Origin of the sequence: Xanthomarina sp. GH4-25, assembly GCF_045363175.1 — a bacterium.
Classification (GTDB): domain Bacteria; phylum Bacteroidota; class Bacteroidia; order Flavobacteriales; family Flavobacteriaceae; genus Xanthomarina.
In genome coordinates this window covers 340,092-362,496 of sequence record NZ_JBJFLO010000002.1, presented here as the reverse complement: position 1 = coordinate 362,496, position 22,405 = coordinate 340,092, and the positions used below count along the sequence as shown (strand labels likewise).

The 22,405-nt window shown below is 31.6% G+C and carries 25 protein-coding genes; 17 read left to right on the top strand and 8 right to left on the bottom strand.

What is annotated here, in order from left to right; genetic code table 11:
- The first annotated feature begins 35 nt into the window (after window positions 1-35).
- The gene (locus ACI5KZ_RS04295) at window positions 36-866 is read left to right on the top strand and encodes a S1 RNA-binding domain-containing protein (protein WP_109309614.1); all 831 of its coding nucleotides are present in this window, start codon (window positions 36-38) and stop codon (window positions 864-866) included.
- On the opposite strand, the gene ACI5KZ_RS04290 is transcribed toward ACI5KZ_RS04295, so the two are convergent.
- Window positions 858-1,292, bottom strand: a complete 435-nt coding sequence (locus ACI5KZ_RS04290) for a hypothetical protein (protein ID WP_406847004.1) — start codon at window positions 1,290-1,292, stop codon at window positions 858-860. The two genes, ACI5KZ_RS04295 and ACI5KZ_RS04290, sit on opposite strands and share 9 nt — an antisense overlap.
- A 175-nt stretch (window positions 1,293-1,467) precedes the next feature.
- On the opposite strand from ACI5KZ_RS04290, the gene ACI5KZ_RS04285 reads away from it, so the two are divergent.
- The 4 genes from ACI5KZ_RS04285 to ACI5KZ_RS04270 all read left to right on the top strand — a co-directional run bounded on the left by ACI5KZ_RS04285 (window position 1,468) and on the right by ACI5KZ_RS04270 (window position 4,570).
- Entirely contained in the window at window positions 1,468-2,307 is an 840-nt protein-coding gene (locus ACI5KZ_RS04285; protein ID WP_109309612.1) for a 1,4-dihydroxy-2-naphthoyl-CoA synthase, read from the top strand.
- A gap of 22 nt (window positions 2,308-2,329) precedes the next feature.
- Window positions 2,330-3,235 (top strand): 1,4-dihydroxy-2-naphthoate octaprenyltransferase, encoded by a 906-nt coding sequence (gene menA / locus ACI5KZ_RS04280; protein ID WP_109309611.1) that lies wholly within the window; start codon window positions 2,330-2,332, stop codon window positions 3,233-3,235.
- Window positions 3,236-3,427: 192 nt separating this feature from the next.
- Entirely contained in the window at window positions 3,428-4,105 is a 678-nt protein-coding gene (locus ACI5KZ_RS04275) for a metal-dependent hydrolase (protein WP_109309610.1), read from the top strand.
- Between the two features lie 9 nt (window positions 4,106-4,114).
- On the top strand, window positions 4,115-4,570 hold the full coding sequence (locus tag ACI5KZ_RS04270) for an SRPBCC family protein (protein ID WP_406847003.1): 456 nt from the start codon (window positions 4,115-4,117) through the stop codon (window positions 4,568-4,570).
- Here the strand turns inward: ACI5KZ_RS04270 and ACI5KZ_RS04265 are convergent.
- Both ACI5KZ_RS04265 and ACI5KZ_RS04260 read right to left on the bottom strand, forming a co-directional pair.
- Complete coding sequence (locus tag ACI5KZ_RS04265) at window positions 4,563-5,354, bottom strand: SDR family oxidoreductase (protein WP_406847002.1); 792 nt, start codon at window positions 5,352-5,354, stop codon at window positions 4,563-4,565. The two genes, ACI5KZ_RS04270 and ACI5KZ_RS04265, sit on opposite strands and share 8 nt — an antisense overlap.
- Window positions 5,351-6,307: a sterol desaturase family protein gene (locus ACI5KZ_RS04260; protein WP_109309607.1), complete on the bottom strand. Its 957-nt coding sequence runs from the start codon at window positions 6,305-6,307 to the stop codon at window positions 5,351-5,353. Before ACI5KZ_RS04260 ends, ACI5KZ_RS04265 begins: the two co-directional genes overlap by 4 nt.
- 60 nt (window positions 6,308-6,367) lie before the next feature.
- Here ACI5KZ_RS04260 and ACI5KZ_RS04255 point away from each other — a divergent pair, with 60 nt between their 5' ends.
- Genes ACI5KZ_RS04255 through ACI5KZ_RS04245 form a run of 3 tightly spaced genes read left to right on the top strand, consistent with a single transcriptional unit; the run spans window position 6,368 to window position 9,468 of the window.
- Window positions 6,368-7,402 carry an o-succinylbenzoate synthase gene (locus ACI5KZ_RS04255; RefSeq protein ID WP_109309606.1) on the top strand — a complete coding sequence of 345 codons (1,035 nt, stop codon included), beginning with the start codon at window positions 6,368-6,370 and terminating at the stop codon, window positions 7,400-7,402.
- Window positions 7,403-7,405: 3 nt separating this feature from the next.
- Window positions 7,406-8,377: a lysostaphin resistance A-like protein gene (locus ACI5KZ_RS04250; protein ID WP_406847001.1), complete on the top strand. Its 972-nt coding sequence runs from the start codon at window positions 7,406-7,408 to the stop codon at window positions 8,375-8,377.
- A gap of 11 nt (window positions 8,378-8,388) precedes the next feature.
- Window positions 8,389-9,468 (top strand): AMP-binding protein, encoded by a 1,080-nt coding sequence (locus ACI5KZ_RS04245; protein ID WP_109309604.1) that lies wholly within the window; start codon window positions 8,389-8,391, stop codon window positions 9,466-9,468.
- Between the two features lies 1 nt (window position 9,469).
- Here ACI5KZ_RS04245 and ACI5KZ_RS04240 read toward each other — a convergent pair whose 3' ends face one another.
- Together ACI5KZ_RS04240 and ACI5KZ_RS04235 are read right to left on the bottom strand one after the other, a co-directional pair.
- Complete coding sequence (locus ACI5KZ_RS04240) at window positions 9,470-9,892, bottom strand: DoxX family protein (protein ID WP_109309603.1); 423 nt, start codon at window positions 9,890-9,892, stop codon at window positions 9,470-9,472.
- A 57-nt stretch (window positions 9,893-9,949) separates the two neighbouring features.
- Window positions 9,950-11,578: an acyl-CoA carboxylase subunit beta gene (locus ACI5KZ_RS04235; protein ID WP_109309602.1), complete on the bottom strand. Its 1,629-nt coding sequence runs from the start codon at window positions 11,576-11,578 to the stop codon at window positions 9,950-9,952.
- Window positions 11,579-11,723: 145 nt separating this feature from the next.
- Here ACI5KZ_RS04235 and ACI5KZ_RS04230 point away from each other — a divergent pair, with 145 nt between their 5' ends.
- The 7 genes from ACI5KZ_RS04230 to ettA all read left to right on the top strand — a co-directional run bounded on the left by ACI5KZ_RS04230 (window position 11,724) and on the right by ettA (window position 16,093).
- A complete protein-coding gene (locus ACI5KZ_RS04230) occupies window positions 11,724-12,080 on the top strand; it encodes a DoxX family protein (protein ID WP_109309601.1) in 357 nt (118 codons plus the stop codon).
- 1 nt (window position 12,081) lies between these two features.
- On the top strand, window positions 12,082-12,612 hold the full coding sequence (locus tag ACI5KZ_RS04225; protein ID WP_406847000.1) for an NADPH-dependent FMN reductase: 531 nt from the start codon (window positions 12,082-12,084) through the stop codon (window positions 12,610-12,612).
- Between the two features lie 2 nt (window positions 12,613-12,614).
- Window positions 12,615-12,896: a GNAT family N-acetyltransferase gene (locus tag ACI5KZ_RS04220; protein ID WP_406846999.1), complete on the top strand. Its 282-nt coding sequence runs from the start codon at window positions 12,615-12,617 to the stop codon at window positions 12,894-12,896.
- 10 nt (window positions 12,897-12,906) lie between these two features.
- On the top strand, window positions 12,907-13,344 hold the full coding sequence (locus ACI5KZ_RS04215) for a MarR family winged helix-turn-helix transcriptional regulator (RefSeq protein ID WP_109309598.1): 438 nt from the start codon (window positions 12,907-12,909) through the stop codon (window positions 13,342-13,344).
- 49 nt (window positions 13,345-13,393) lie between these two features.
- Window positions 13,394-14,113: a pirin family protein gene (locus ACI5KZ_RS04210; RefSeq protein ID WP_109309597.1), complete on the top strand. Its 720-nt coding sequence runs from the start codon at window positions 13,394-13,396 to the stop codon at window positions 14,111-14,113.
- Between the two features lie 106 nt (window positions 14,114-14,219).
- Window positions 14,220-14,402, top strand: coding sequence for a CAL67264 family membrane protein (locus tag ACI5KZ_RS04205; RefSeq protein WP_055444644.1), 183 nt, complete (start codon window positions 14,220-14,222; stop codon window positions 14,400-14,402).
- Window positions 14,402-16,093, top strand: coding sequence for an energy-dependent translational throttle protein EttA (gene ettA, locus ACI5KZ_RS04200; RefSeq protein ID WP_406846998.1), 1,692 nt, complete (start codon window positions 14,402-14,404; stop codon window positions 16,091-16,093). Before ACI5KZ_RS04205 ends, ettA begins: the two co-directional genes overlap by 1 nt.
- A 73-nt stretch (window positions 16,094-16,166) precedes the next feature.
- Here ettA and ACI5KZ_RS04195 read toward each other — a convergent pair whose 3' ends face one another.
- The 3 genes from ACI5KZ_RS04195 to ACI5KZ_RS04185 all read right to left on the bottom strand — a co-directional run bounded on the left by ACI5KZ_RS04195 (window position 16,167) and on the right by ACI5KZ_RS04185 (window position 18,928).
- Complete coding sequence (locus ACI5KZ_RS04195) at window positions 16,167-16,409, bottom strand: hypothetical protein (protein WP_109309595.1); 243 nt, start codon at window positions 16,407-16,409, stop codon at window positions 16,167-16,169.
- An 84-nt stretch (window positions 16,410-16,493) separates the two neighbouring features.
- Entirely contained in the window at window positions 16,494-17,420 is a 927-nt protein-coding gene (locus tag ACI5KZ_RS04190; RefSeq protein ID WP_406846997.1) for an MBL fold metallo-hydrolase, read from the bottom strand.
- A 32-nt stretch (window positions 17,421-17,452) separates the two neighbouring features.
- The gene (locus tag ACI5KZ_RS04185; protein WP_406846996.1) at window positions 17,453-18,928 is read right to left on the bottom strand and encodes a helix-turn-helix domain-containing protein; all 1,476 of its coding nucleotides are present in this window, start codon (window positions 18,926-18,928) and stop codon (window positions 17,453-17,455) included.
- A 119-nt stretch (window positions 18,929-19,047) separates the two neighbouring features.
- Between ACI5KZ_RS04185 and aceB the strand changes: the two genes are divergently transcribed.
- Both aceB and ACI5KZ_RS04175 read left to right on the top strand, forming a co-directional pair.
- A complete protein-coding gene (gene aceB / locus ACI5KZ_RS04180; protein ID WP_406846995.1) occupies window positions 19,048-20,646 on the top strand; it encodes a malate synthase A in 1,599 nt (532 codons plus the stop codon).
- Between the two features lie 72 nt (window positions 20,647-20,718).
- Window positions 20,719-22,350, top strand: a complete 1,632-nt coding sequence (locus ACI5KZ_RS04175; protein ID WP_109309591.1) for an isocitrate lyase — start codon at window positions 20,719-20,721, stop codon at window positions 22,348-22,350.
- Window positions 22,351-22,405: the final 55 nt, after the last annotated feature.

The following is a 22,405-nucleotide window of genomic DNA, read 5'->3' as shown; positions in this document are numbered from 1 at the left end:
TTACTTCTCAAACCTAATATTACTACCTTTGCAGCATGATACATTTAGGAGAATACAATACCTTAGAAATACTTCGGGAATCGGAACAAGGACTATATTTAGCAGATGATGAAGGAAATGAAGTGTTATTGCCAAACAGATACGTTCCTGAAACTTTTACAATTTGGGAAAAAATAGAAGTATTTGTTTATTTAGACAATGAAGAACGTTTAGTTGCAGTTACAGATAAACCATATATTAAGAATGGCGATTTTGCACTTTTAAGATGTAATGCAGTTACAGATCATGGTGCCTTTCTAGATTGGGGAATGGTTAAAGAATTATTCTGCCCATTTAGAGAACAAGCTTTTAAAATGAAAGCAGGAGGCTGGTATTTTGTTTATTGTTTTTTAGACGAAAAAAGTGATAGATTGGTTGCTTCAAGTAAAACAAACCAGTTTTTAGACAATAAGAAACTCACTGTAAAAGAGTTTGAAGAAGTCGATTTAATTGTCTCTCATCCTTCAGATATTGGCATGAATGTTATTATTAATAAAAAGCATTTAGGACTTATTTTTAATGACGATATCTTTCAGGATTTAAGCGTTGGAGATCGATTAAAAGGATACATTAAGAAAATTAGACCTGATAATAAAATTGATGTTGTTCTTGGACAAATAGGTTATAGAAATATCGAACCAAATGCAGATGCTATTATGATAGAGCTTCGTGATAATAGTGGCTATCTGAACTTAACAGATAAATCTGATCCTGAAACCATTAAGTTATTACTTAAAATGAGTAAAAAAAGCTTTAAAAAAGCTGTAGGGTCTTTATATAAGCAGAAACTTATAGATATTAAAGAAGACGGAATTTATTTAATTTAATGAACCTTTTTTAGTTTCAATTTTCTCGTTAACCCATTTCTCAGCTTCTTCTAGATTAGAGAATAAACGACGGTTAATTTGTTTAAAAAAATGATTTTCTAGGTCAAAATTGACCGTCTGAGTAAAGTCTTCACTTACAACAGCCGTAACCACTAAATTTGGAGCTTCTTTTTCTAGTTTCATGGCGTCTGTTGGAACGGTATTAAATGGGTGAATTTTATTTACAATTATTCCAAATGGTTTGTTATTTGGAAAGTGTTGCATAACAATTTTTTTTATAGTTTGTAAAACATCCATGGAAACAACAATGTTTTCTGCATATTCAACCACAATAAAATTCTCAAAAAAATAAAAGTCACCTATTTTAAAATTATAGGTTTTTAGAATCTGAGTAGATAAATAAGATTTGAGAACAGGTTTTGACATAAACAGCTTTGGTTTAATAATAAAATACGCAATAATTAAATGTGCTAATGCAATTTTTGGACTTTAAGTATATGCAGGTTACAAACTAAGTTAAAATTTTTAAAGTATAAAAGCAACGATGCACTTTAATATTTGCTGTAATTATGTATTTTTACACAGTAAATTTCACAAGACTATGAGTGATATTAACTGGAAAACAGCTAAAGAATACGAAGACATAACCTATAAGAAATGTAATGGTGTTGCAAGAATAGCCTTTAATAGACCAAATGTTAGAAATGCGTTTAGACCAAAAACTACCAAAGAACTATACGATGCTTTTTATGATGCTGGAGAAGACGTAAACATTGGAGTGGTTCTATTATCTGCCGAAGGTCCTTCAACTAAAGATGGTGTTTATTCATTTTGTTCTGGAGGAGACCAACAAGCTAGAGGTCATCAAGGCTATGTTGGAGACGATGGATATCACAGATTAAATATTCTTGAAGTACAACGCCTTATTAGGTTTATGCCAAAGGCCGTTATTGCTGTAGTTCCGGGTTGGGCTGTTGGTGGAGGACATAGTTTACATGTGGTTTGCGATTTAACTCTAGCCAGTAAAGAACATGCTATTTTTAAGCAAACAGATGCAGACGTCACTAGTTTCGATGGTGGTTATGGATCGGCTTATTTAGCTAAAATGGTTGGACAAAAAAAAGCACGAGAAATCTTTTTCTTAGGAAGAAATTATTCTGCTCAAGAAGCTTATGATATGGGCATGGTAAATGCTGTTATTCCTCATGGAGCCTTAGAAGATACAGCTTATGAATGGGCTCAGGAAATTTTGGCAAAATCACCTACATCCATAAAGATGCTTAAATTTGCAATGAATTTAACAGACGATGGCATGGTAGGACAGCAAGTATTTGCTGGAGAAGCAACTCGTTTAGCGTATATGACAGACGAGGCTAAAGAAGGTCGTGATGCTTTTCTTGAAAAAAGAAAGCCAAATTTCCCTAAAAAATGGATCCCATAATCTATAGAATAAAAACTTATTTATGTTAGAAAATATTAAAACGTGGATATCTGCCTTTAGATTAAGAACGCTTCCATTATCTGTTTCTGGAATTATTGTAGCGGGAAGTCTAGCCGAATACAATGGTTTTTTCGATTGGGTAGTATTGGTTTTAGCCATTCTAACTACATTGAGTTTACAGATACTCTCAAATATTGCAAACGATTACGGAGATGGCGTTAAAGGAACAGATAATATAGATAGAATTGGTCCAGAACGTGCGTTGCAAAGTGGGAAAATAACAGCCAATAGCATGTTTGAAGCTATAAAAATAAATATTCTAATATCTATTGGACTAGCTTTCTTTTTAATATTAGCTGCATTTGGAATAAACCATTTTTTATTAGCCATGTTGTTTTTTGGTTTGGGTTTATTATCTATTTATGCAGCCATTAAATATACAATAGGAAGCAATGCTTACGGTTATAAAGGGCTTGGAGATATATTTGTTTTTGTTTTTTTTGGTTTAGTGAGTGTCATAGGTGGTTATGTGTTGTTTTCAAGACAGTTCGATCATATTACCATTTTACCCGCATGTACAATAGGTTTATTGAGTGTCGCAGTTTTAAATTTGAATAACCTAAGAGATGTTGATTCAGATAAAAAAGCCAATAAAAATACGCTTGTAGTTAAAATGGGCTATAAAAAAGGTAAAATCTATCATTATTTTTTAATCATTTCTGCCATTATAGTGTCTCTTTTATATGGTATTCTATATTATACATCTATTTTCAACCTTATTTATTTTGTTACCTATATTCCGTTAATAATTCACCTTGTTACGGTCTATAAAAACAAGGAACCAAGGTTGTTAGATTCTGAACTTAAAAAACTGGCATTAACTACTTTTTTCCTGAGTATTTTGTTAGCAATAGGTCATTTATTGTAATGTTCTTATTATAATAAAACACATAAACACTTGTTTTTCAAATAAATAAGTCTTATATTTAATTGTTGGTAGGTTATTATCAATAAGTGAAGTGTAAATAATACTTCATATTTGGGGATTGAAAAACTCAAACAGATTAATATAATTTGTTTGAGTTTTTTTGTATTTTCAAGTTTTAAAAAACACTCAAAAATGAAAATTACATTTTATGGTCATGCAAGTATAGGAATTGAAGTGAACGATGTTCATATTCTGGTAGACCCTTTTATTTCTGCAAATGAAAAAGCTTCACATATTGATTTAAATACTTTAAAAGCTGATTATATTTTATTAACTCATGCGCATCAAGATCATATTTTAGATGTTGAAATTATAGCCAAACGTACAGATGCCGTTATTGTTTCTAATTATGAAATTGTATCGCATTTTCAGAATAAAGGTTTTGAAGGACACCCAATGAATCATGGTGGAAGCTGGGATTTTGAATTTGGAAATGTAAAATATGTAAACGCTATTCATACCTCTTCATTTCCTGATGGGAGTTATGGTGGACAACCAGGTGGTTTTGTTATTGAAGGCGAACGTAAAAATATTTACATTGCTGGAGATACAGCACTGACTATGGATATGAAACTCATACCACTTCAAATTAAATTAGATCTTGCTATTTTGCCAATAGGTGATAACTTTACTATGGGAATTGATGATGCGATTCTGGCAAGCGATTTTGTGCAATGTGATAAAATTTTAGGTTATCACTTTGATACTTTTGGTTATATTGAAATTGATCATGAAGAAGCCAAAAGAAAATTCTTCGATAAAAATAAAGATTTGATGCTATTAGAGATAGGAGAAAGTATTGAGCTTTAAATAATAAATATGAAGTTTACCTGTTCCATAGATATTAATCTACCTAAAATTGAAGTATCTAGACTGTTTGCGAATCCAGAGCATTTAACGGAGTATCAAGAAGGGTTTATTAGTAAAGAGCTTATTAAAGGTCTTGAAGGTGAAAATGGAGCAGTTTCTAAACTGCTTTTTAAGATGAAAATGGGAAAAGATGACATGGAATTAACGGAAACTATTATTGATAACAACTTACCTGACTCTTTTTTTGCAAGCTATCACCATAAACATATGGATAATACCATGCTTTGTCAATTTGTAGCTATTGATAATTTTACAACTAAATATATTTCAGAAATTCATTATACAGCATTTAGAGGTTTTGTTCCAAAAGCGTTGGCATTACTTTTTCCTGGAATATTTAAAAAACAAGTGAATAAGTGGTTGGTGAATTTTAAAAATTTCGCAGAACAGAACAAGGTTAATTAACCTTGCTTTTTAATACTAATTTATGAAGTAGCTTAGGAAAAAAACGTTTAACATAAATGCCATAAGCTTCAAATTTACCAATATATGCTTCGTACTTTTCTTTTTGAATTGCTTTCAGCATACGCTTAACAAAAACATCAACGTGTAAACCGTTTTCAGTCATTTCATCTTGATAACCTTGCTTGCTGCCATTTGCAGTTAAAGCATTTCTAGCAACATCCGTATTTACAAATCCTGGGCAAATCAGGGTTACTTTAATATTATCATTATCATGCTCTAACCGTAAAGCATCAAAAAAGCCATGTAAGGCATGTTTAGCACCACAATAAGCAGAACGTAGTGGAGAACTAAATTTCCCCATAAGACTGGATACAACAACATAATAACCAGATTGGTTGGAAACAAAATGTGGCAAAAGAGCTTTACTTAAAGCTACAGTTCCTAAATAATCAATATCCATCAATTTTTTATCAACTTCAATTGATGTTTCTATTATTGGAGAGCGCTGACTAATACCACCATTGTTAATTAAAAGATCTACTTTTCCAAAGAGTTTAAGTGCATCTTCAACAACTAGTTTCATATTAGCATAATCAGCCAAATCGAATGGAAGTATTTGAATGTTTTCTAAATTCCCACATGCTGCTTTTACTTCTTCAAGTTTTTCACCATTTCTAGCAGAAAGAATTAATTTACAATCTAATTTAGCCAATTCTAGTGTTAATCCTTTGCCAATACCACTAGAAGCTCCAGTAATCCAAACAACTTTATTTTTAAAGGTCATGCTGTTTTGTTTTTGCTTTTAGCAGAAAAAGTAGTCTGCATATTTTCTAAAGTACTTTGAGATTTCATGTTGGTTTTAAGCCATTCTTTTCTTAAATCGTCACTCACTTTTCCAGTACCATCGTGTTTCCAGCCTGGTGGTTTAATTAAGTATTTTAACCTGTTCTCAAAAGATTTTTTCCCAGAAAACATATCTTTAAACATGTTATACCATTCAATAAAAGCTACTTTTACAGGATTGTAAGTATTGATATTGGTTACTAAGCCATAAACCACTTTTTCTTCTTCAAGTTCTGGTTGAAATGTTCCAAATAGTTTATCCCAAATAATAAAAATCCCTGCATGATTTCTATCTAAATATATAGGGTTGCTACCATGATGAACTCTATGATGAGATGGTGTGTTCATAACAGCCTCAAACCATTTTGGAAGTTTGTTTATAGTTTCTGTATGGATCCAAAATTGATAAAGCAAACTGATAGACATTTGTAATAAAATCATGGCTGGATGAAATCCTAATAATGGTAACCACAACCAAAAAATAAAGGTGTAAAAACCACCAGACCATGTTTGTCTTAAAGCTGTACTTAAATTATAATGTTGAGACGAATGATGCACAACATGAGAAGCCCAAAACAAACGACATTCATGCGATACTCTATGAAACAAATAATAGGATAAATCGTCAGCAAACAGAAGTAAAACAAAGCTCCACCATGTTACTGGAATAGTGAAAAACCTAAAATTTTCATAAACAAAAAATAAAGCCAATAAAACAAGCCCTTTACTTAAAAGTCCTAAAAAAACATTGCCTAAACCCAAAGCAATAGAGGTGAAGGCGTCTTTAGTTTCGTATGTTTTAATTTCCTTTCTAGTTGTAATAAATAATTCCAATAGCATTGAAATTACAAAAAAAGGAATGGCAAAATGTATGAGATTTGGAAAATTCGGCATGTTTATTATGTCTTTGGAAGCCTAATGTACAAAATATTTTAAGTATTTTTGAATTTAAATATGACTGCAACTTACCAGAAATACATTTTACATTTTAAACGACCTAGTGGCACTTCCAGGGGTGTTTTAAAAACTAAGGAAACTTGGTTTATAAAGCTTGAAAAAGAAGGTAGAATTGGCATAGGAGAGTGTGGTTTGTTTCGTGGGTTAAGTGTGGATGATGTAGTACATTACGAAGATATTTTGCAATGGACTTGCCTCAACATTCATTTAGGGTTAGACGTTTTATTAGATGAACTCTATAAGTTTCCAAGTATTCAATTTGGTCTAGAAACAGCTTTTGCTTCTTTTAAAAATGATGATCCTTTTGAAATTTTCACTTCTAATTTCTCTCAAAGTAAAGGTTCAATTCCTATAAACGGTTTGATTTGGATGGGAACTGAAAGCTATATGAAACAGCAAATTAAAGATAAAATTGAGGCTGGTTATTCTTGTATTAAAATGAAAATTGGAGCAATAGATTTTCAAACTGAAATGAATTTATTGAAATCAATAAGAAATGAGTTTTCTTCAAATGAAATAGCGTTAAGAGTGGATGCAAATGGTGCATTTCATCCATCTGAAGCTCTTGAAAAACTTAACAAGCTTTCAGAATTACAAATTCATTCTATAGAGCAACCTATAAAACAAGGTCAGATTCAAGAAATGGCAAAATTATGCGAAAAGTCTCCTCTACCAATTGCACTAGATGAAGAACTTATTGGCGTATTTTCAAAAGAAAAAAAGGAAGCTTTGCTTCAAACTATAAAACCTCAATACATAATTCTAAAACCTAGTTTAGTAGGAGGGTTTTCAGGAAGTAATGACTGGATTCATATTGCTAAGAATCAAAAAACAGGTTGGTGGATTACAAGTGCTTTAGAAAGTAATGTAGGTTTAAATGCTATTGCTCAATGGACTTATGCTTTAAAAAGTAATTTGCCTCAAGGACTTGGAACAGGGGGGTTATTCACAAACAATTTTACATCACCTTTACAAGTAAAAAATGGTACATTGCAATATCAAAAAAACACAAATTGGAATTTTAATTTATAAAACATGTATATAGTTCAAACGTTTCAAGTGCTTCATGATTGGTGGAGATATTTAATTGGTTTATTAATTGTTATTGTTGCTGTTATTATTGGTCAGATACCGTTTACAGCTGCCATATTTGTTAAAGCTATGAGCGATGGCGATAGTGTTATTGGCATGGACGAAACGAAAATGATGAACATTTTAGAGCCTAATTTAAATTTGTTTCTCATGTTGCTTTCTTTTGCAGTTGGATTGGTTGGATTGTTTCTAGTCGTTAAATTCCTTCATAAACAAAGTATCACATTGCTTACAACTTCGAGATCAAAAATCGATTGGAAACGTGTGTGGTTTGCTTTTATTTTATGGGGAATTGTTAGTTCTGGTTTTATTCTATTAGATTATTATATGTCTCCTGAAGACTATGTAATTAACTTTAAGTTGCAACCATTTTTAATTCTATGTGTAATAGCTATAGTATTAGTTCCATTGCAAACTAGTTTTGAAGAATATTTATTTAGAGGCTATTTAATGCAAGGAATTGGCGTTTTAGTTAAAAATAAGTGGCTGCCATTATTATTTACTTCTATAGTTTTTGGGTTATTACATATTGCAAATCCAGAAGTAGAAAAACTAGGTTACGTTATTATGGTTTATTATATTGGAACAGGATTGTTTTTAGGTATTATGACACTTATGGACGATGGCTTAGAGTTAGCATTAGGCTTTCATGCAGCAAACAATTTGTTTACAGCCTTATTGGTTACAGCAGATTGGACAGCTTTTCAAACGCATTCTGTTTTAAAAGACATGTCTGAGCCTACTTCAGCTAATTTTGCAGAAATATTCATGCCTGTTTTTATTGTGTTTCCTTTATTGCTATTGGTGTTTTCTAAAAAATATAACTGGACTAATTGGAATGAAAAATTATTTGGTGCTATTGAAGAGCCAATAGTAGAAGTGGTTGAAGAAGAAGAAGAAGAAAGTAACTTTTAAGAATAAAACCTTTGATACCTAATTATAACAAAGTACATAATAAATTCAAATTAAATAACTCTAATTATACGCATCAAGAACTTAATGATGTGGCCTGTAGTTTAATAAAAGAAGGAAAACCTTTTGAAAAAGCTCTTGGCGATTTCTTAGCAGATTGGTTAGATTCTAAAGATTTTATAAAAACCAAAACGTCTGGTACTACAGGAAAGCCTAAAACTATTAAAATTAAAAAACAGGCAATGGTGCATTCTGCTATAGCTACTGGTAATTATTTTGATTTAAAACCAGGAGATAAAGTGTTACATTGTTTACCTACAGAGTTTATTGCCGGAAAAATGATGCTGGTTCGAGCTATTATTTTGGGTTGGCAAATAGATGTTGTAGAACCTGGAACTGTTTTAAATTTCAGTACTAAGAAACACTATGATTTTTGTGCTATGATACCTATGCAGGTTCAGGGTAACTTTAAAAGATTAGGTCTTATAAAAAAACTTATTGTTGGTGGAGCTCCAATGTCTCCTGAGCTTATTGAGCAAATTCAAAGTCTAAATACGAAGGTTTATGCTACATATGGTATGACAGAAACCATCACACATATTGCTGTAAAACAATTAAATAATTTTGAAAAATCGACTTCGACTACGGACCAAGAATTATTTTACAAGACACTTCCAAATGTTACTATTTCTCAAGACGACAGAGATTGTTTAGTTATCGAAGCTCCACAACTTTCTAAAGAGATAATTATGACTAATGATGTGGTTAAGCTGCATTCGGAGACCTCTTTTGAATGGTTAGGAAGAATAGACAATGTCATAAATTCTGGAGGTATAAAATTCTTTCCAGAACAAATAGAAGACAAATTAAAAGCAAAAATTTCAAATCGTTTTTTTATTACTTCGGAAGCTGATGAAATATTAGGAGATAGGTTAATTCTTATATTAGAAGCTGAAAGCAATACGCTACCTGCTTCTGTTTTTGAAAGTTTAGAAGCTTATGAAAAGCCAAAGAAAATTTATGCAGTTTCAAAATTTATTGAAACTACTTCAGGTAAGATTCAACGTTTAAAAACCTTGTCAATTATTAAATAAACTATTGCTGCATTTTAAAATAGTAATCTGACGAATGTTTCCCAGATCCGTAGAACATAAAAAACACACATACTAGAAACGTAATTGTGGCCATTAATAAGTTTGTTGTATTAAATTCTCCAACAAAATTGATAATAATAGCTCCAATTAAAATAGGTAGTTGTGCAATTACGGCCCATCGGGTTAATAAACCAAAAACTATTAAAGCACCACCAACTAAGTGAGAAGCAGCTACATAGTGTGCCATAATCATGCTTCCTGCATAATTATTCATTGGTTTAATTAATTCGACTAAGAGTTCGGTATTAGACACAAAATGGATGCCTTTAATAAATAATAACACACCCAAGGCAATTCGTAAAACATCTAATGGGTAATATGTATGCGCATTTGCCCACTTGTTTAAGGTTTTAATTTTTTCCATGACTGAAATGTTTGATTATCAGTCTTTAAGATACGAAATTTTTAAACATGATTTTAATTACACCTGAATCACTCCTAAATTAAATTTTTTCTCGATAGGAGCGTGGTTGGCTGCTTCAATTCCCATACTAATCCATTTTCTTGTATCTAATGGGTCGATTACAGCATCTGTCCAAATTCTAGAAGCCGCATAATAAGGAGACACTTGTCTGTCGTATCTATCTTTAATTTTATTGAATAATTCGTCTTCCTTTTCTTTAGTAATCACTTCGCCTTTCTTTTTAAGCGAAGCTTTTTCAATTTGCAATAATACTTTAGCAGCACTATTACCACTCATAACAGCCAATTCAGCACTTGGCCAAGCGACTATTAATCTAGGGTCGTAAGCTTTGCCACACATGGCATAATTTCCGGCGCCATAACTATTTCCGAGGATGATTGTGAATTTTGGTACTACAGAATTACTAACAGCATTTACCATTTTAGCACCATCTTTAATAATTCCACCATGCTCGCTTTTACTTCCAACCATAAAACCGGTAACGTCCTGTAAGAATACAAGAGGAATTTTCTTTTGATTGCAATTGGCTATAAAACGTGTTGCTTTGTCTGCGCTATCATTATAGATAACACCTCCAAATTGCATTTCTCCTTGTTTGGTTTTAACCAATTTTCTTTGATTAGCAACAATTCCAACAGCCCAACCATCGATTCTGGCATAAGCAGTTATAATGGTTTTACCATAGCCAGCTTTGTATTCATCAAATTCAGACTTGTCAACTAAACGTTTTATAATTTCGTACATATCGTATTGATCTGCACGAGATTTAGGTAAAATACCATAAATATCTTCTTGTTTTTCAGTTGGTTTCTTTGAATCAGTTCTATTAAATCCTGCTTTATCAAAATCGCCAATTTTATCAATAATGTTTTTAATTCTATCTAAGGCATCTTTATCGTCTTTGGCTTTATAATCGGTTACCCCAGAAATTTCACAATGCGTTGTTGCACCACCTAAAGTTTCATTATCTATAGTTTCACCAATGGCAGCTTTAACCAAATAGCTTCCTGCTAAAAAAATACTTCCAGTTTTATCTACAATCATGGCTTCATCACTCATAATTGGTAAATAAGCCCCTCCAGCCACACAACTACCCATAACAGCTGCAATTTGAGTAATTCCTAAACTACTCATGATGGCATTGTTCCTAAAAATACGTCCAAAATGTTCTTTGTCTGGGAATATTTCATCTTGCATTGGTAGATATACTCCAGCAGAATCTACTAAATAAATAATAGGTAATTTGTTTTCAATAGCTATTTCTTGAGCGCGCAAATTCTTTTTTCCAGTAATTGGAAACCAGGCTCCAGCCTTTACTGTGGCATCGTTTGCCACAACCATACATTGCTTTCCTTTAATATAGCCAATTTTAACAACCACACCACCAGAAGGACATCCACCATGTTCTTCGTACATATCTTCTCCAGCAAAAGCAGCTATTTCTATTCTATCTTTTTTAGTGTCTAATAAGTAATCAATTCGTTCTCTAGCAGTCATTTTGCCTTTGGAATGGTGTTTTTCAATATTTTTTTTACCACCTCCAAGTTTCACTTGTGCAAATCGTTTTTTTAAATCAGATACTAAAAGTTTATTATGATCTTCGTTTTTGTTGAAGTTAATGTCCATACAAATATTTATTTGCTACGAATTTACAAAAGTAGAACATGGATTAAAAGCGAATATTTTGTTAAATAACATTACATGTAAATAGTTCCCTAGGAAACTAATATATTTTATTGTATCTTTGTACCACAAAATCAAAAATATATTTATGAAAAAGAATAAGATTGTTTATTATGTAGCTACAGGTCTGTTAACCGTTTTAATATTGTTTTCAGCTGGCATGTATTTTTTTAATTATGATGAAGTTGTGCAAATGTTTACCAGTTTTGGCTATCCAACTTATATTGTTTACCCTTATGCAGTTATTAAATTAGTGGGTTTATTTGCCATTTGGAATCCTAATTTTAAAATTATAAAAGAATGGGCATACGCAGGCTTCTTTTTCGCATTTATTCTTGCCTTTTTCGCCCATTTTATGATTCATGATGGAGAACATTTAACAGCTTTATTGGCATTATTATTACTAATTGTGTCTTATATTTTTAATAAAAAAACACAAGCTTAATATGAAAAAAGTTATTGTATTTGCAGGGAGTAATAGTAAAAAGTCTATTAATAAACAATTAGCAACTTATGCTTCAGAATTATTAGAAAACACAACGATCGAACTATTAGATTTGAATGATTTTAGTTTACCAGTATTTGGTGTCGATTTAGAAGAGGAGCAAGGCATTCCTGAAAACGCTATAAAGTTCTTAGATAAAATTAAATCGTCTAATGGCATCATTTTATCTTTAGCAGAGCATAATGGCGCTTATTCTGCTGTATTTAAAAATTTGTTTGATTGGATGTCTAGGGCAGAACAAAAAACATTTATGAATAAACCCATGCTTTTAATGGCAGCATCTCCAGGAGGTAGAGGTGGAGCTTCGGTTTTAGCAATAGCGAAAGACAGATTTCCTAGACATGATGCTAAAATTATTGAAGTGTTTTCTTTGCCTTTTTTTGGCACTAATTTTTTAGATGGAAAAATCATAGATGATACATTGAATTTAGAATTAACTACAAAAGTTAAAGAATTTAATAAAGCTATATAATTATGGAAATTAAACAAGAAGATAACGGAAAAAAAGGAAAATTTTACATTGATATAGAAGGCAAACAAGAAGCAGAAATGACTTATACATATGCGGGATCAAATAAAATTATTATAGACCATACAGAGGTAGGAGAAAAATTAAAAGGACAAGGAGTTGGCTATAAATTAGTTGAGGCATCTGTGCAATTTATGCGAAAAAATAATATTGTGGCAATTCCACTTTGTCCTTTCGCAACAGCAGTTTTTAAAAAGAAACATGAATATTCAGATAGACTTGCTTAAAATTTAGATCATGGGAGATATATCTAAAGACGTCAATTCTAAATTTGCTAATAATAAAGTAAAAGCATTAATCAACATCCTTTATACAGCAAATTGGATAACAAGTTACCAAAATACGTTTTTTAAGCCTTTTGGTATCTCACCACAACAATATAATATTTTACGAATATTACGTGGTGCAAATACACCATTAAAAGTTCAAGCTATTAAAGAACGGATGATAGATAGATCGCCAAATGCAACACGTTTAATGGATAAGTTATGTGATAAAAATTTGATTGAACGTTTGCCTTGTCCTAAAGATAGACGTGTAGTGCATATTAAAATAACCAACGGGGGAATGAAATTACTAGAGGAAATATCTGATAATTTTAATGACGATTTAGTTAAAAATATTACTGAAGAAGAAGCACAACTTTTAAGCGATTTATTAGATAAAATGCGATAAAATAAAAATTAATTAAATAGTTTCCATGGAGACTCATAAAATCTAATTTATGAAGACTATAGTACATAAAGCAGACAGTAGAGGTTTTGCAAATCATGGTTGGCTACAAGCGAACCATTCATTTAGTTTTGCAAGTTACTTTGATAAAGACAAAATACAATTTGGAGCATTACGAGTTCTAAACGATGACGTTATAGCTCCTAAAATGGGGTTTGGTAATCATCCACACGATAATATGGAAATTATTACCATTCCGTTAAGTGGTGTATTAAAACATCGTGATAATATGCAAGAAGTGTGGCAACAAGTGCTTCCAGAAGAAGTGCAAGTTATGAGTGCTGGTACAGGTGTCCAACATTCTGAAATTAATGGGTCTGACAATGAGCATTTAAGTTTGTTTCAAATATGGATAATACCAAATAAGCAAAATGTGGCACCACGTTATGGTCAGAAAACATTTAATGAAGCAGATAGAAAAAATACACTTCAAGTTTTGGTGTCTTCCATTGACGAAAATCATGAAGGAAGTTTAAAAATTCATCAAGATGCTCTTATTTCAAGAATTGATTTAGATAGTGATGAAACTTTTAAGTATCGATTAAAGTCTAAGTATCATGGGGTTTATATTATGAATATCTTTGGGAATATTGCAATTAAAGATGAAGCTTTAGAAACTAGAGATGCAATGGGGATATCGGAAGTAGATGGTTTTTCAATAAAAGCAAAAGAAGATTCAAGTCTCCTTTTTATAGAAATTCCAATGATTTAAAAACTTGTAATACAGATAATGAAAAAGCATCTTTTTGGATGCTTTTATTGTTTAAAAAATCACGATATTTGTCTTTCGACAAAATGTTAATAAAAAGATATAGAATATGGCAATGAATAAAAATACGGTTTTAGCTTGGGCTACTTGGATTATGATATTTGTAGGTTTAGCATTAATTGCATTAGGTGCTTTTAGATATGACGATGTAGCAGGTTGGGGATTTGCAGCAGTTGGAATTGGCTTCTTTTCTATTGCTTGGGTGTTTAATGCTTTAAAAGGAAGAATGTAATGAGCGACGATAAAAAAGTAATTTTCTCAATGTCTGGTTTAACCAAGACCTATCAAAGTGCAAATACACCAGTATTAAAGAATATTTATTTAAGTTTCTTTTATGGTGCAAAAATTGGAATATTAGGACTTAACGGTTCTGGTAAATCTACCTTACTTAAAATTATAGCTGGAGTTGATAATAATTATCAAGGAGATGTGGTGTTTTCTCCAGGTTATTCTGTTGGTTATTTAGAGCAAGAACCAAAATTAGATGAAAATAAAACCGTTATGGAAATTGTAAAAGAAGGAGCAGCCGAAACGGTTGCTATTCTTGAGGAATACAATAAAATTAACGATATGTTTGGGCTTGAAGAAGTGTATAGTGATCCGGATAAGATGGAAAAACTCATGAACAGACAAGCTGTTTTACAAGATGAAATTGATGCTTCAGATGCATGGGAATTAGATACAAAACTAGTAATTGCCATGGATGCTTTAAGAACTCCAGATGGCGATAAAAAAATAAGTGTTCTTTCAGGAGGAGAACGCCGTCGTGTGGCTTTGTGTAGATTATTATTACAAGAGCCTGATGTGTTATTATTGGATGAGCCTACCAACCACTTGGATGCAGAATCGGTACATTGGTTAGAGCATCATTTAGCACAATATAAAGGAACTGTAATTGCAGTTACGCACGATAGATATTTTCTTGACAATGTAGCTGGGTGGATTTTAGAATTAGATCGCGGTGAAGGGATTCCATGGAAAGGAAATTACTCGTCATGGTTAGATCAAAAATCAAAACGTATGGCACAGGAAGGAAAAACAGCTTCTAAACGTCAGAAAACCTTAGAACGTGAGTTGGAATGGGTGAGACAAGGTGCAAAAGGAAGACAAACCAAACAAAAAGCACGTTTAAAGAACTACGATAAATTATTAAGTCAGGATCAGAAACAATTAGACGAGAAACTGGAAATTTATATTCCAAATGGACCTCGTTTAGGAACTAATGTTATTGAAGCAGTTGGTGTTAGCAAAGGTTACGATGATAAGTTATTATACGATAATTTAAATTTCAACTTGCCTCAAGCTGGAATTGTAGGAATTATTGGTCCAAATGGAGCTGGTAAAACTACTATTTTCAGAATGATAATGGGTGAAGAAACTCCTGACAAAGGCGAATTTAAAGTTGGAGAAACTGCTAAAATCGCTTATGTAGATCAAGCACATTCTAATATTGATCCAGAAAAAACTATTTGGCAAAACTTTAGCGATGAACAAGAGTTGATTATGATGGGAGGCAAGCAAGTGAATTCTAGAGCCTATTTAAGTCGATTTAACTTTAGCGGTAGCGAGCAAAACAAAAAAGTAAACATGCTATCTGGTGGAGAACGAAACAGATTACATTTAGCCATGACACTAAAAGAAGAAGGAAACGTCTTACTTTTAGATGAGCCAACAAATGATCTGGATGTGAATACTTTAAGAGCCTTAGAAGAAGGTTTAGAAAACTTTGCTGGTTGTGCAGTCGTTATTAGTCACGATAGATGGTTTTTAGATAGAATATGTACGCATATTTTAGCTTTTGAAGGAAATTCTGAGGTATATTTCTTTGAAGGTGGATTTAGCGATTACGAAGAAAACAAAAAACAACGTCTTGGTGGAGATTTAATACCGAAACGTATTAAATATAGAAAATTAGTAAGATAATTTTTAAAAATCAATACAAAAAAATGCCTCGATAATTCGAGGCATTTTTAGTTTATATATTTTTGAATTATTTTTAGTTGTTATCATACATGTGTCCTTCAGTAAAGTCTCTATATGTTTTGTTTTCTTCTTCAGTGTCCATTGTAAAAGTTTCATTTAATTTTTCACTTTCTTTTCTTAATAAGTAAGACTTTCTTAACCCTAAAAGTAGTAATATAAGGAAAAAAGCAACAGATATAGACAAGCCTAAAACAATACTTGATTGTTCAATTAGAATTATGGAGAGCATCTCCGTAAGTGATAATAAATGTGTCATTGTAGGTATTCGATTTGGTTAATAGCTATTCAAATATAAACATTTTTTTTAACTAAACAACTAGGTATTAAAAGACTATAAACCTTAATACCAATCTAGTTGAACAACCTCAATGCTTTTATTACTTCTATTTACTAGGGTTTTAAACTTTTTAACATCACTAAAACCACCTGTTCCTTTGTAGTGGTATGGAAATACTTGTTTAGGTTTAAAATCTAATACTGCACTAGCAGCACTTTCAACAGACATGGTATATGGTAAATTCATACAGACAAATGCCATATCAATGTTTTTTAGATGCCGCATTTCAAAAGTGTCTTCGGTATCACCAGAAATATAAATACGTTTATTGTTTAAACTCAGGATATAACCAACTCCACGCGATTGTGGATGGTATTTTTTGGCCTCTGGACGAATGTTATACATGGCTACACCTTCAACATCTAGCGACATTTTAGAAGTAGAAAACCCACGACTTATACCACTAAATATAGTGTTGTAATTTTTTAATAAATCAGCAGATAGTTTTGCTTTTACAGCTTTAGGTCCAATTATTTGTGTGTTTGGAGTGTTTATAGCTTCAAGTGTTTCCGTATCTAAATGATCGCCATGAATATCTGTGATTAAGATAAAATTTGGAGATTTAAAGTTTTTAAAAGCTTCTTTTCCACCAACAGGATCCACGTAAATGATCGTGTTGTTAAATTCTATTACAAGTGTTGCGTGTTCAATTGGAGTAAATTTAATATCATTTTTAGTATAACTATTCTTACTTGTTGGTACTGCTTTTTTAGGTTTAGCTACAGATTTCTTTTTAACTGGTTTTGTCGGTATTATTACGGGCTCTTCAATGATAATGGAATCTTCAATAATGGAATCTATGTCCTTTAGTAGAGGAACTGAATCTTTTACAATGATATTTTCAGGTACTACAACAGGTTCTTTAGTGTCTTTTTTGCAGCCTAAAAAAACAGTTGTGACTATTAATATTACGAAAATTTTGAATTTCATGATTTGATGTTTAATTTTTAAAAGTAATAAAACTAACTGAATCGGTTTTTTAAATCTTCAACAACTAATTCAATTTGTTTGTTTTTTGCTTTATGTTCTAATCTAATGGCAGGAACTTGTCGTACTTGACAATCTTTAATAGCACAACGTTCGCAGGTCACTCCAACTATTTGCTGCTTAATTTTAGAATTTCCTAAAAATTGTAATTTTCTTTTAAGCTGTTTATCAATCAATAAACCAATGCTTATGCTTCTATAATGATGCTCTCTAAATGGATCTTTAGTAGCTGAAGACAACACCAAATAACTCATATTATCACTTGGGTAATTGGAGATTTGCATATCGAAAATATGTGCCTTTTTTGAATTGCTTATTTCTTTTAAAACATTTAAAGAAACCCAGCGTCTGCAATAATGTTCATTAGTTTCATTGGCATGAGGTGAGTGTTGATGCGATAAATGCAATTCTTTTTTAAGTTGAAATCTTTCTGATCCAGCACGATGTGTAAATCGTAAAAAGAATAAATTTTGAATATTAAATTCTTTTGGCAAAATATTTGTTAAACGCTGATAAAAAGATTCTGGAGAGGCATTAAAAGATTGAATAATATCTAAAAATAATGTTTCGTCAAAGGCTTTTTTAGCAAATAACGTATTTAGTTTTTCTGTTAAACTAACTTTGGGTAAAATTAAAGCTCCTGCAAAATAAGAAGCGTAAAAATTATTAAGAACCTGATCGAAATTTTCAAATTTAATCCAAGAAAAAGTATAAAGTCGGTCTTTATAGTCTAAAAAATTATAAGCTAATTCTTTAGCGTAAATAAAGGTTCTTTGAGCTTCATCCATTCTGCTTGCTAAGAGTAATGTTTTGGTTTTGGGAACATAAACCGATCGTAAATTATCTAAAGCTTGATGCTTATCTAGTTCTGTTTGATTGATTGTATATCCAAATTCTTCAATGAGAATTTCTTCAAGCTCATTGGATGTAATAGATTTTGTTAAATCTATATGATAAGCTTTAGCAAATGTTACAACGCATTGTTCTATTTCATCAAAATAATTATTATTTGCCTCTTGAAAAGAACGTACAGAAGCTAGATAAAAGCTCTCACGACTAAAATTGTAATTCTGTGCAATCTCGATAATGGTACTAATAAAGGCATTGACTTTCGCTGGAGCATTTGCAACAATATCTATTAAATTACTCTCTTTAATACCAAAGAGTTCCAATGGAATTTCTTTTAAAATTTTAGACTGTAAAATCTCACCAATAGGAGCTAGGTTTTTATCCAGTTTTAAAGACACCATTTGATCGTAAGGAACATCTAATTTTTCTGAAAGAATAGCTATTTTATCAGGTTTAGGATATTTTTTTCCTTTTTCTATTTCATTTAAATAGGATTTTGATAAACCAGTAAGTTTAGATAATCCAAAAAGAGATAAATTCTTTTCAGTACGCTTCTGCTTTAGTTTTAAACCAAATATTAGTTTAATATATTCTTCTTCCATGTAACAAATATAACTTTTTTTGCGAACTTGTATTTATTGCGAATATTAATATTTAGCGAACGTTCGCTTGTTTTTTTAAAATGTTTGTTTTAATATTGTAAGTGTAAAAAATAAACAACATGGAAAACACACTATTAATACAACCAAAATTTCAATTTGCTAAAGAAGCTACAAATTATTATCCAGAGATTTTAACCGATGAAGCTTTGGATTTTTTAATTGCATTACATAATGCTTTTAATTTAAAAAGATTAGAATTGTTAGATTCCAGAAACAAGCAACAGGCAATTTTCGACCAAGGTGTTTTTCCAGACTTTCCTTCTGAAACTCAAGAAATAAGAAAATCTGATTGGAAAGCGGGTTCTATTCCAAAAGATTTATTAGATCGACGTGTTGAAATAACAGGTCCAGTAAATAGAAAAATGATTATTAATGCACTTAATTCTGGAGCTAAAACTTTTATGGCAGATTTGGAAGACAGCAATGCGCCAACCTGGAAAAATACGTTAGAAGGGCAGAAAAACCTAATAGATGCTAATATCAAAACCATATCGGTTTTCGATTCAAAAAAACATAAATCATACGAGTTAAATAAAGAAACGGCTGTTTTATTAGTTCGTCCAAGAGGGTTGCATTTAAATGAAAAGCATCTTTTAATTAATAATGAAGAAATTTCTGGGAGCTTATTAGACTTTGGGTTGTATGTTTTTCATAATACAAAAACATTATTAAATAATAATACTGCGCCTTATTTTTACCTTCCAAAGCTTGAACATTATTTAGAAGCTCGTTGGTGGAACGATGTATTTGAATTTACACAAGACTATTTAAATGTGCCTAATGGAACTTTTAAAGCTACCGTTTTAATAGAAACCATTACTGCTAGTTTTCAATTAGATGAAATTATTTATGAATTGAAAGACCATATCGTAGGATTAAATTGTGGCAGATGGGATTATATTTTCTCTTACATTAAAAAGTTTAGAAATCATCCAAATTTTATAGTTCCAAATAGAGATCAAGTTACTATGACTTCTCCATTTATGGATACCTATTCAAAGTTAGTCATTCAGCGTTGCCATAAGAGAGGAATCTTAGCCATTGGTGGTATGGCTGCACAAATTCCAATCAAGAATGATGAATATGCCAATATTATGGCTTTAGAAAAAGTTAGAGTAGATAAAGAAAGAGAAGTTAAAAATGGGCATGATGGCACTTGGGTGGCACATCCAGCATTGGTAAATATAGCCATGCAAGAATTTAATAAATATATGCCTACAGACAATCAGTTACATATTACAAGAGATGATGTACAAGTAACTAAAGAAGATTTAGTAGAGCTTCCAATTGGAACTATAACTGAAGAAGGAGTTAGAAAAAATATAAATGTTGCCATTCTTTACATTGAAGCTTGGTTAAGAGGTCATGGCGCTGTAGCTCTATATAACTTAATGGAAGATGCTGCAACGGCAGAAATTTCAAGAACTCAAATTTGGCAATGGCTTAAAAATGAAGTGGAATTGGAAGATGGAAGAAAATTTAACATCGAACTTTATATGTCCATTTTTGATGAGGAAATTGAAAAGATACTTGCGGAAGTTGGTGAACAAAATATTAAAAACACAAAATTTGAATTGGCTATAAAATTATTTGACAAATTCGTTTTATCGGATAAATTCGAAGAATTTTTAACCAAATCAGCTTATCAGTACTTATAAAAAACAATCCTGCGAATGCTGGAACATTCAACAGGATCTAATTATTAATAATAAATAACGTATCACAAAATTATGAAAAATTTAGGACAAAGTAATTATCATTCAGCCTTACAAACTGTAAGAAATCTTAAAGAAAAGTATGGAAACACTTGGAGTACTATAAATCCAAAAAGTGCCGCCAGAATGGTTACTCAGAATCGTTTTAAAACAGGCCTGGATATTGCAAAATACACAGCAGCTATTATGAGGAAAGATATGGCAGAATATGATGCAGATTCTTCTAAATACACGCAATCTCTAGGTTGTTGGCATGGTTTTGTGGCTCAACAAAAAATGATTGCTGTTAAAAAGCATCATAAAACAACTAACAAGAAATACTTGTATCTTTCTGGTTGGATGGTTGCTGCATTACGTTCAGAATTTGGTCCTTTACCAGATCAATCAATGCATGAGAAAACAGCTGTTCCATCATTAATTAAAGAAATTTATGATTTTTTACGTCAAGCAGATGCCATCGAATTAAACGATTTGTTTAAAAGACTTGAAAACGGCGAAGATGTGCAAGACCAAATTGATAATTTTGAAACACATATTGTTCCAATTATAGCAGATATTGATGCAGGGTTTGGGAATGAAGAAGCTACCTATTTATTAACTAAAAAAATGATTGAAGCTGGTGCTTGTGCTATTCAAATTGAAAATCAAGTTTCAGACGCCAAACAATGTGGTCATCAAGATGGTAAGGTAACCGTACCTCACGAAGATTATTTAGCAAAAATTAATGCTATTAGATATGCGTTTTTAGAGTTAGGCGTGGAAGATGGAATTATAGTTGCAAGAACAGATTCAGAAGGAGCTGGTTTAACACAAAAGTTACCAGTTAGTCAAGAACCTGGAGATTTAGCATCGCAATATTTGGCTTTTGTGGAAGCTGAAGAAGTTGCTATAGAAGATGCCAAAGAAGATGACGTGCTTCTTAAAAGAAAAGGTAAATTGGTTCGTCCTGTAAGATTGGCCAATGGTTTGTATAAATTTAAAGATGGTTCTAATATAGATCGTGTTGTATTAGATTGCATTACAAGTCTTCAAAATGGCGCAGATTTACTATGGATAGAAACACCAACACCAAATGTGAAACAAATTGCCCATATGGTAAATAGAGTTAAAGAAGTGGTGCCTAATGCTAAATTGGTTTATAATAATTCACCTTCATTTAATTGGACCTTAAATTTCCGTAATCAAGCATATGAGGACATGTTAAATGAAGGAGAGAACATGACTGCTTACGATAGAAATAATTTAATGGATGCACAATATGATGATTCAGAATTATGCTTTCGTGCTGATGAAAAAATTAAGACTTTTCAAAAAGATGCTGCAAGAGAAGCTGGAATTTTTCATCATTTAATAACGTTGCCAACTTACCACACAACAGCGCTTCATATGAATGATCTTACAGTAGATTATTTTGGTGACAAAGGCATGTTAGCTTACGTTAAAGGTGTTCAAAGACAGGAAATTCGTAAAGGGGTTTCTTGTGTAAAACATCAACGTATGGCTGGATCTGATTTGGGGGACGACCATAAAGGTTTCTTTGCAGGAGATAAAGCTTTAAAAGCAGGAGGTGAGAAAAACACATCGAACCAATTTAAAATTGATTTAGAAGATAATAAAGTTGAAGAAAAATTAAGTGTAGTTGCTTAATTACATGATGTAAAATATCAAATAGATTATTATTTAAGGCGCTTCAGTTAATGAA

Bases quoted from the DNA above. Each gene is read 5' to 3' on its own strand.
- ACI5KZ_RS04295 (WP_109309614.1), top strand. From the start codon at position 36: ATGATACATTTAGGAGAATACAATACCTTAGAAATACTTCGGGAATCG.
- ACI5KZ_RS04290 (WP_406847004.1), bottom strand. From the start codon at position 1,292: ATGTCAAAACCTGTTCTCAAATCTTATTTATCTACTCAGATTCTAAAA.
- ACI5KZ_RS04285 (WP_109309612.1), top strand. From the start codon at position 1,468: ATGAGTGATATTAACTGGAAAACAGCTAAAGAATACGAAGACATAACC.
- menA (WP_109309611.1), top strand. From the start codon at position 2,330: ATGTTAGAAAATATTAAAACGTGGATATCTGCCTTTAGATTAAGAACG.
- ACI5KZ_RS04275 (WP_109309610.1), top strand. From the start codon at position 3,428: ATGAAAATTACATTTTATGGTCATGCAAGTATAGGAATTGAAGTGAAC.
- ACI5KZ_RS04270 (WP_406847003.1), top strand. From the start codon at position 4,115: ATGAAGTTTACCTGTTCCATAGATATTAATCTACCTAAAATTGAAGTA.
- ACI5KZ_RS04265 (WP_406847002.1), bottom strand. From the start codon at position 5,354: ATGACCTTTAAAAATAAAGTTGTTTGGATTACTGGAGCTTCTAGTGGT.
- ACI5KZ_RS04260 (WP_109309607.1), bottom strand. From the start codon at position 6,307: ATGCCGAATTTTCCAAATCTCATACATTTTGCCATTCCTTTTTTTGTA.
- ACI5KZ_RS04255 (WP_109309606.1), top strand. From the start codon at position 6,368: ATGACTGCAACTTACCAGAAATACATTTTACATTTTAAACGACCTAGT.
- ACI5KZ_RS04250 (WP_406847001.1), top strand. From the start codon at position 7,406: ATGTATATAGTTCAAACGTTTCAAGTGCTTCATGATTGGTGGAGATAT.
- ACI5KZ_RS04240 (WP_109309603.1), bottom strand. From the start codon at position 9,892: ATGGAAAAAATTAAAACCTTAAACAAGTGGGCAAATGCGCATACATAT.
- ACI5KZ_RS04235 (WP_109309602.1), bottom strand. From the start codon at position 11,578: ATGGACATTAACTTCAACAAAAACGAAGATCATAATAAACTTTTAGTA.
- ACI5KZ_RS04230 (WP_109309601.1), top strand. From the start codon at position 11,724: ATGAAAAAGAATAAGATTGTTTATTATGTAGCTACAGGTCTGTTAACC.
- ACI5KZ_RS04225 (WP_406847000.1), top strand. From the start codon at position 12,082: ATGAAAAAAGTTATTGTATTTGCAGGGAGTAATAGTAAAAAGTCTATT.
- ACI5KZ_RS04220 (WP_406846999.1), top strand. From the start codon at position 12,615: ATGGAAATTAAACAAGAAGATAACGGAAAAAAAGGAAAATTTTACATT.
- ACI5KZ_RS04215 (WP_109309598.1), top strand. From the start codon at position 12,907: ATGGGAGATATATCTAAAGACGTCAATTCTAAATTTGCTAATAATAAA.
- ACI5KZ_RS04210 (WP_109309597.1), top strand. From the start codon at position 13,394: ATGAAGACTATAGTACATAAAGCAGACAGTAGAGGTTTTGCAAATCAT.
- ACI5KZ_RS04205 (WP_055444644.1), top strand. From the start codon at position 14,220: ATGGCAATGAATAAAAATACGGTTTTAGCTTGGGCTACTTGGATTATG.
- ettA (WP_406846998.1), top strand. From the start codon at position 14,402: ATGAGCGACGATAAAAAAGTAATTTTCTCAATGTCTGGTTTAACCAAG.
- ACI5KZ_RS04195 (WP_109309595.1), bottom strand. From the start codon at position 16,409: ATGACACATTTATTATCACTTACGGAGATGCTCTCCATAATTCTAATT.
- ACI5KZ_RS04190 (WP_406846997.1), bottom strand. From the start codon at position 17,420: ATGAAATTCAAAATTTTCGTAATATTAATAGTCACAACTGTTTTTTTA.
- ACI5KZ_RS04185 (WP_406846996.1), bottom strand. From the start codon at position 18,928: ATGGAAGAAGAATATATTAAACTAATATTTGGTTTAAAACTAAAGCAG.
- aceB (WP_406846995.1), top strand. From the start codon at position 19,048: ATGGAAAACACACTATTAATACAACCAAAATTTCAATTTGCTAAAGAA.
- ACI5KZ_RS04175 (WP_109309591.1), top strand. From the start codon at position 20,719: ATGAAAAATTTAGGACAAAGTAATTATCATTCAGCCTTACAAACTGTA.